Origin of the sequence: Microcystis sp. LEGE 00066, assembly GCF_015207925.1 — a bacterium.
In the GTDB taxonomy this organism is placed as follows: domain Bacteria; phylum Cyanobacteriota; class Cyanobacteriia; order Cyanobacteriales; family Microcystaceae; genus Microcystis; species Microcystis ichthyoblabe_A.
Genome location: NZ_JADEVX010000208.1, coordinates 1 through 6583, shown reverse-complemented (window position 1 = coordinate 6583; position 6583 = coordinate 1). Strand labels below are relative to the sequence as shown.

Below are 6583 nucleotides of genomic sequence, written 5' to 3'. Positions count from 1 at the left end.
CTCTTCGTTACTTGGTATGGTTCGATAGGGGGGCATAAATCGACTAAATCCTTATCTGGCAAGGGATTTAATTGATTAGTTCGCTCTAGACGAAAATAATTGACAAAAATCGCTAAATGCCTTTCTACATAGGGGTTCCATCCCTTATAACCCCCGTCCATTGCATAACACAAACCGAAGAGCCATAATTCATAATTCCCACGTCCACCTAATTAGTATTTTCCTATGCTTAGTCAGCAACTTTGGCACAGCCATCAAGATCTAGTACAAGCTTGTCTAGAACACCCTTTTGTGCGAGGTATCGCCACAGGAGAGCTTAAACGGGATTGTTTCGCTTTTTATGTCGGTCAAGATGCTTTTTTTCTGGAATCTTTCGCTCGTGCTTACAGTATCGCCGCCGCTAAAGCTCCCGATTGGCAGGGATTTACTAGCTTTCATCGGTTAGCGGCGGGGGTATTAAAGGAGTTAGAATTACACGAAAATTACGCTTTACAGTGGGGAGTTGACCTAAGAAAGGTTCAGCCCGCTAATGCCACCCGTCGCTATACGGATTTTCTTCTCGCTACCGCTTGGATGGGTGACATCGGTGCGATTGCCGTGGCGATGAGTCCCTGTATGCGTCTTTATGCTTATCTGGGTCAACAATTAGCCTTAGAGCCGATTTCTGAGAATCCCTATCAAGCTTGGATTGATAGTTATAGTGGGGATGAATTCGCCGCTTTAGCAAGCCAGTTAGAGAAATTAGCCGATAAATACGCCCCGATGACGGAAAATATCTCTTTATCCTATCGTTATGCCCTTAGTTGTGAACAGGACTTCTTTAGTGCCGCCTACAGCCGGGGCAAATCTTAAAATTTTCCCGTCACAATGTTAAGAAATATAAATGACGCTAAGATTAGGGTAAGCAAAATCGTCATTATAAAAATAATGTTCCCTTCGCAACCCGCCGAAAACGAACTCCTGAAAACCATCTTGGAACCTCTACTAGAGGATTTCACCTATTGGTTTTCCCGTTCCCGTCTTCTCCTCGAATCCGAGAGATTATCCTTTCTCAGCCTCGAGGAACAAAACGATTTATTAGCAAGAGTCAAAAACGCCCAACAGGAGGTAGCCACGGCTCATTTACTCTTTAAAACCACAGGTGGTCAGGTGGGTATCGAGGCCAAGATGTTGTTGCCTTGGCACCAGCTGGTGGCAGAGTGTTGGGGGGTCAGCAGTCGTCGTCGTCGATTACAGGGTTGGGGAGAATATCAATCTCCTCAAACTGACGCTTAACCTGAAACTTTTTTGGTAAGCTAGAGAGTTGAGCGAATTTTTAGCATAAAGTTTTGGCAATTAGGAATATTCACACATAATTCATGGGAGACTCGGCCAATGTTACATCTGCTCTATATCCTCGCCTTCACAGTTATCGCTTTTTTGACCATTAATAATTTAATTCGGAGTCTGATTACTGTCAGCATGGATTCCCAGAAACGTCCTGCTAAATCGGCTAATTCCTATAATCCCTACGGTTATCCCATGACTTCCCATCCCGAACTTTTGGACGAGGCCGGACAACCGATTAATGAACCTCTGTTAGTGATTCGTTCTCTCACTGTGGAAGATGCTCGTCAACAGTTAGATGCCATTTATAATTCTTCTCCCAGTGTCACCAAAGAGCAAGATGAAGAAATCTAATTGGTTCTAGAATGGCAGTCCTTGAAAACAGATATATTTATCTACACGGTTTTGCTTCTAGCCCCCAATCAACAAAAGCGCAATTTTTGAGACATTGTTGGCAAAAGAGGGGTTTAGCAATGGAAATTCCCGATCTTAACGGTGATGACTTTTCTAGCTTAACTCTCACTCGTCAGATTGTTCAAGTCGGCCAATTGATTGAACAATCTCAGTTTCCCGTTACACTGATTGGTTCCAGTTTTGGCGGTTTAACGGCAGCTTGGCTGGCAGAAACTTATTTTCAGGTGCAAAGGCTCGTTTTATTAGCTCCCGCTTTTAATTTCGGGCCGATTTGGTTGGGACAATTGGGAGCGGAAACCCTAGCCAATTGGCAAAAATCTGGGAGTTTATCGGTTTATCACTACGGTTATCGTCGTTATCTGCCAATTGATTACAAGTTTATTGAGGATTTAGCCAATTATCCCCAAGAAAAGTTAATCCGGCAGCTCCCCACCCTGATTATTCATGGCAGTAACGATGAGGTGATTCCCCTAGAAAATAGTCGCTATTATGCTTTTTCTCGTCCTTGGGTACAGTTAATCGAATTAGATAGCGATCATGCCCTTACCGATGTTTTGACAAGAATCTGGGCTGAAATGCAATTATTTCTAGACATCGGTCTTTAGGCGATCATGACTAAACTTGAGGAACTAACGAGCGGCTCTATTGTTAACGGCATTCTGCCCAATCAAAGCATTACCGTCATCGAGGCCAAGTGGCATGGCGGCGACGCGGTAGAACTGACCTACAAAGATACCAACGGACAACCCTACACAGAACTGCTCCTTCGATACCGAGAGCCAACCCTAGAGATTCTCACCGAAGGAAGACCGTGGGGTTTCGATGGCGACGGAGCTTTACTGCGCCTAGTTTCCGAAGCCCATCGCATCCGGTTGGCCTACCTGTTTGACCCGCTTCTAGCCGTCCATACCTCTCTGGTAGAACCACTCCCTCATCAAATCACTGCTGTTTACGGTGAGATGCTCGATCGCCAACCCCTACGCTTTTTGTTGGCCGATGACCCCGGCGCCGGGAAAACCATCATGGCGGGATTGTTAATTCGAGAACTCCTGATTCGAGGTGACTTAGCGCGCTGCTTAATCGTCTGTCCAGGCAGCCTCGCAGTGCAGTGGCAAGATGAACTACATAACAAATTTCACCTTCCCTTCGATATCCTCACCAACGATCGCATCGAAACGGCCCGCACCGGCAACGCCCTCGCCGAAATGGGTCTGGTCATTGCCAGACTTGATCAACTCAGCCGTAATGACGACCTCCAGAAGAAACTCCAGCAGACTGATTGGGATCTGGTCATCTGCGATGAGGCCCACAAGATGTCCGCTTCTTTCTTTGGTGGGGAAATTAGGGAAACAAAGCGTTACAAATTGGGCAAACTCCTCTCTAGTGTTACCCGCCACTTCCTGCTGATGACCGCGACTCCCCACAACGGCAAAGAAGAAGACTTTCAGTTATTCCTAGCCCTCCTCGATGGCGATCGCTTTGAGGGGCGATTCCGGGACGGAGTTCATGTATCAGATACTTCCGACCTGATGCGCCGCCTAGTCAAAGAAGAACTACTCAAGTTTGACGGCAAGCCACTTTTCCCCGAAAGAATCGCTCACACGGTGAGTTACCCCCTCTCCGACCAAGAAGCGATCCTCTACAGTCGAGTCACCGAGTATGTGCGCGAAGAATTTGACCGAGCCGAAGCCTTGGCCAATAACGGGCGCAAGGGGACAGTCGGCTTTGCCCTCACCATTTTGCAACGCCGCCTCGCCTCCTCTCCGGAAGCCATCTATCAATCCTTGAAACGACGACGAGAACGGCTGCAAAAGCGACTCCGAGAAGAAGAACTGCTCAAGCGAGGCCAGTCGCTGGAGATAGAATTTGCTACCGTCCTTGACCAAGACGACATCGATGACGACTTTGAGGATACCGATAGTAGCGAGCGGGAGGCCACGGTCGAGGAGGTGGTCGATCAGGCCACAGCATCGCGTACCATTGCCGAACTACAGATTGAAATCGCCCTGCTGAAAAAGCTTGAAGACCTAGCCAATAGCGTTCGACGGAGCGGAAAAGACCGTAAGTGGGAAGAGTTTTCCCATCTTCTGCAGGATGAAGCAGAGATGTTCGATGCAGGAGGATACCGCCGCAAAATAGTCGTCTTCACCGAACACAGAGACACCCTCAACTACCTGAAAGAGCGGATCAGTACACTCCTTGGCAACCCAGAAGCTGTTGTCACCATTCACGGTGGGATGGGTCGGGAAGACCGCAAAAAAGCCGAAGAAGGCTTCAAGCAAGACGTAGGAGTACAGGTACTTCTGGCCACCGATGCCGCCGGAGAGGGGATCAACCTGCAACGAGCGCATCTCATGGTCAATTATGACCTACCCTGGAACCCAAACCGCCTAGAACAGCGATTCGGTCGCATTCACCGGATTGGACAGACCGAGGTTTGTCATCTCTGGAATTTGGTGGCTCACGAAACCCGCGAGGGAGATGTGTATCGGACGCTCCTCGAAAAACTCGAAGCCGAACAAAAAGCTTTAGGCGGACGGGTGTTCGACGTTTTAGGCAAAGCCATTGCGGGAAAAGAATTGCGCGAACTTCTCATCAAAGCCATCCGTTACGGCGATCGCCCAGATATAAAAGCACGCTTAAACGAGGTCATCTCTGAAAAGCTCGATCAAGAGAGACTAAGGGAATTGCTGGAAGAACGCGCCCTAGCACGGGATTCGATCGATGCTTCCAAAGTTCAGAAAATTCGAGAAAATATGGAGCGAGCCGAAGCCAGACGGTTACAGCCGCACTTCATTGCCGCATTTTTCCTCGAAGCCTTCCAACGCTTAGGCGGCACCCTACGCCAGCGAGAGCCAAAACGATACGAGATTACCAACGTCCCCGCCGTTATCCGTAACAGGGACCGCTCTTTAGGGATAGGAGAGCCAATTCTCAAACGCTATGAGCGCATCTGTTTTGATAAAGACCTGATTAGTGTTCCGGGTAAACCCGTTGCTACCTTTGTCTGTCCCGGCCATCCCCTGTTAGATGCCACTATCGATCTTGTCTTGGAACGGCATCGGGAATTACTCAGACGGGGGGCTATCCTAGTTGATGACAGTGATCCAAGCGAGGAAATTTGCGTACTGGTGTACTTAGAACACGCCATTCAAGACGCTCGGATGAATCCTGATGGCAGACGGCGGGTGGTGTCGCGGCGAATGCAGTATGTGGAACTATTTGAACCACAGAGACAGGGAGAGAGAGATGCTGGGTATGCCCCTTATCTGGATTATCGTCCTTTGCAGGAGGAGGAGCGGGCGATCCTAGGGCCGATCCTTGATTCTCTCCCTATCCGTAATGAGATTGAGAGCCGGGCCCGCAATTATGCGATCGCTAACCTCGTCTCTTCCCATCTTCAGGAGGTACGGCAGCGCAAGGAAGAGTTAATTGAAAAGACCCTTATAGCAGTTAAAGACCGTCTGACCAAGGAGATCAACTACTGGGACCATCGGGCGGCCCAGTTGCGCCTACAGGAAGAAGCGGGGAAGACAAATGCCCGGATCAATTCCAACAAAGCCCAGATGCGGGCCGATGAACTACAAACGCGGTTGCAAAAGCGCTTGTCTGAATTGGAGCAGGAGCGTCATTTATCCCCATCGCCGCCAGTGGTGGTGGGGGCAGCCCTCATCGTACCGGGGGGACTGTTAGGGCGACTTTTAGGCAAGCCAATGTTTGCCCAGGAGACAAAGCGCGTCGAGCAGCTGGCAATGGCGGCAGTCATGGCGGCCGAGAAGGCTTTGGGGTATGAACCGCGGGATGTGAGCGCCGAGAAGTGCGGCTATGACATCGAATCGCGCAGGACAGGAACAGGCCGCTTACGGTTTATTGAGGTAAAGGGTAGAGTAGAAGGAGCAGAGACGGTGACTGTCACCAAGAACGAGATCCTTGCATCCCTTAACAAACCAGAGGATTTTCTGCTGGCCTTGGTTTCGGTTTCTCCCTCAGAGGAAGTCCGGGTCAGATATGTGCGCCGGCCATTCCAGAGAGAGCCGGATTTTGGGGCGTGTAGTGTTAATTATGATTGGGGAGAGTTATGGGACAGGGGGATATGATTGAACCACAAAGGCACGAAGGACACTAAGGAGATTAACCACAAAGGCACGAAGGACACGAAGATAGAAGAACCACAAAGGCACAAAGGACACGAAGATAGAAGAACCACAAAGGCACAAAGGACACGAAGATAGAAGAACCACAAAGGCACGAAGGACACGAAGGTTATGGATGAGAGGGCTAATGATTTATCTAAGGAGATTATTGGGGCGGCGATCGCTGTTCATCGGGAGTTGGGTCCAGGACTATTGGAGTCGGCCTATGAGGCCTGTTTAGAGTACGAGTTATTGGATAGGGGGATAGAGGTGGAGCGTCAAGTTCCTCAATCAGTGATTTATCGCGGTGTTAAACTTGATTGTGGTTATCGTCTCGATCTATTGGTGGAAAATCTGGTTATTGTCGAACTGAAAACCGTTGAACAACTTACCCCCATTCACGAGGCTCAGTTGCTAACCTATCTCAAATTACGTCGGCTTTGGCTAGGATTACTGATTAATTTTAACGTTCCCGTTCTCAAACAAGGCATCAAACGCCTTGTCAACAATTAATCTTTGTGTCCTTTGTGCCTTTGTGGTTCCTCAATCTTTGTGTCCTTCTGTGCCTTTGTGGTTCTTTTATCCCACATTCCGCACCCTCAACTGTCACAGATCAAAAAAGCCATTAAAGTAGTACATAATAACTAAAATTAATTCAAAGGTTAAAAGGGTTAATGAGAATATATAGCATTAAAAGGGGTATGGAGCGA

6 protein-coding genes are annotated in these 6583 nt (G+C 48.6%); all 6 read left to right on the top strand.

Translation table 11 applies throughout. From position 1 onward, the window contains the following. The first annotated feature begins 225 nt into the window (after positions 1 to 225). The 6 genes from IQ224_RS20215 (at position 226) to IQ224_RS20190 (ending at position 6386) form a co-directional block, all read left to right on the top strand. Entirely contained in the window at positions 226 to 852 is a 627-nt protein-coding gene (locus tag IQ224_RS20215; RefSeq protein ID WP_084989815.1) for a TenA family protein, read from the top strand. A gap of 15 nt (positions 853 to 867) precedes the next feature. Continuing rightward, positions 868 to 1275, top strand: a complete 408-nt coding sequence (locus IQ224_RS20210; RefSeq protein ID WP_002748919.1) for a DUF2605 domain-containing protein — start codon at positions 868 to 870, stop codon at positions 1273 to 1275. Between the two features lie 99 nt (positions 1276 to 1374). Further along, positions 1375 to 1680 carry a DUF2973 domain-containing protein gene (locus tag IQ224_RS20205; protein WP_002748921.1) on the top strand — a complete coding sequence of 102 codons (306 nt, stop codon included), beginning with the start codon at positions 1375 to 1377 and terminating at the stop codon, positions 1678 to 1680. A gap of 11 nt (positions 1681 to 1691) precedes the next feature. Beyond that, positions 1692 to 2345, top strand: coding sequence for a YqiA/YcfP family alpha/beta fold hydrolase (locus tag IQ224_RS20200; RefSeq protein WP_002748923.1), 654 nt, complete (start codon positions 1692 to 1694; stop codon positions 2343 to 2345). 6 nt (positions 2346 to 2351) lie between these two features. Beyond that, positions 2352 to 5837: a helicase-related protein gene (locus tag IQ224_RS20195; RefSeq protein ID WP_194033419.1), complete on the top strand. Its 3486-nt coding sequence runs from the start codon at positions 2352 to 2354 to the stop codon at positions 5835 to 5837. Between the two features lie 168 nt (positions 5838 to 6005). After that, positions 6006 to 6386: a GxxExxY protein gene (locus IQ224_RS20190; RefSeq protein ID WP_194033418.1), complete on the top strand. Its 381-nt coding sequence runs from the start codon at positions 6006 to 6008 to the stop codon at positions 6384 to 6386. Positions 6387 to 6583: the final 197 nt, after the last annotated feature.

Coding starts and splice junctions, on each gene's coding strand:
- IQ224_RS20195 (WP_194033419.1), top strand. CDS start 2,352: ATGACTAAACTTGAGGAACTAACGAGCGGCTCTATTGTTAACGGCATT.
- IQ224_RS20200 (WP_002748923.1), top strand. CDS start 1,692: ATGGCAGTCCTTGAAAACAGATATATTTATCTACACGGTTTTGCTTCT.
- IQ224_RS20215 (WP_084989815.1), top strand. CDS start 226: ATGCTTAGTCAGCAACTTTGGCACAGCCATCAAGATCTAGTACAAGCT.
- IQ224_RS20190 (WP_194033418.1), top strand. CDS start 6,006: ATGGATGAGAGGGCTAATGATTTATCTAAGGAGATTATTGGGGCGGCG.
- IQ224_RS20205 (WP_002748921.1), top strand. CDS start 1,375: ATGTTACATCTGCTCTATATCCTCGCCTTCACAGTTATCGCTTTTTTG.
- IQ224_RS20210 (WP_002748919.1), top strand. CDS start 868: ATGTTAAGAAATATAAATGACGCTAAGATTAGGGTAAGCAAAATCGTC.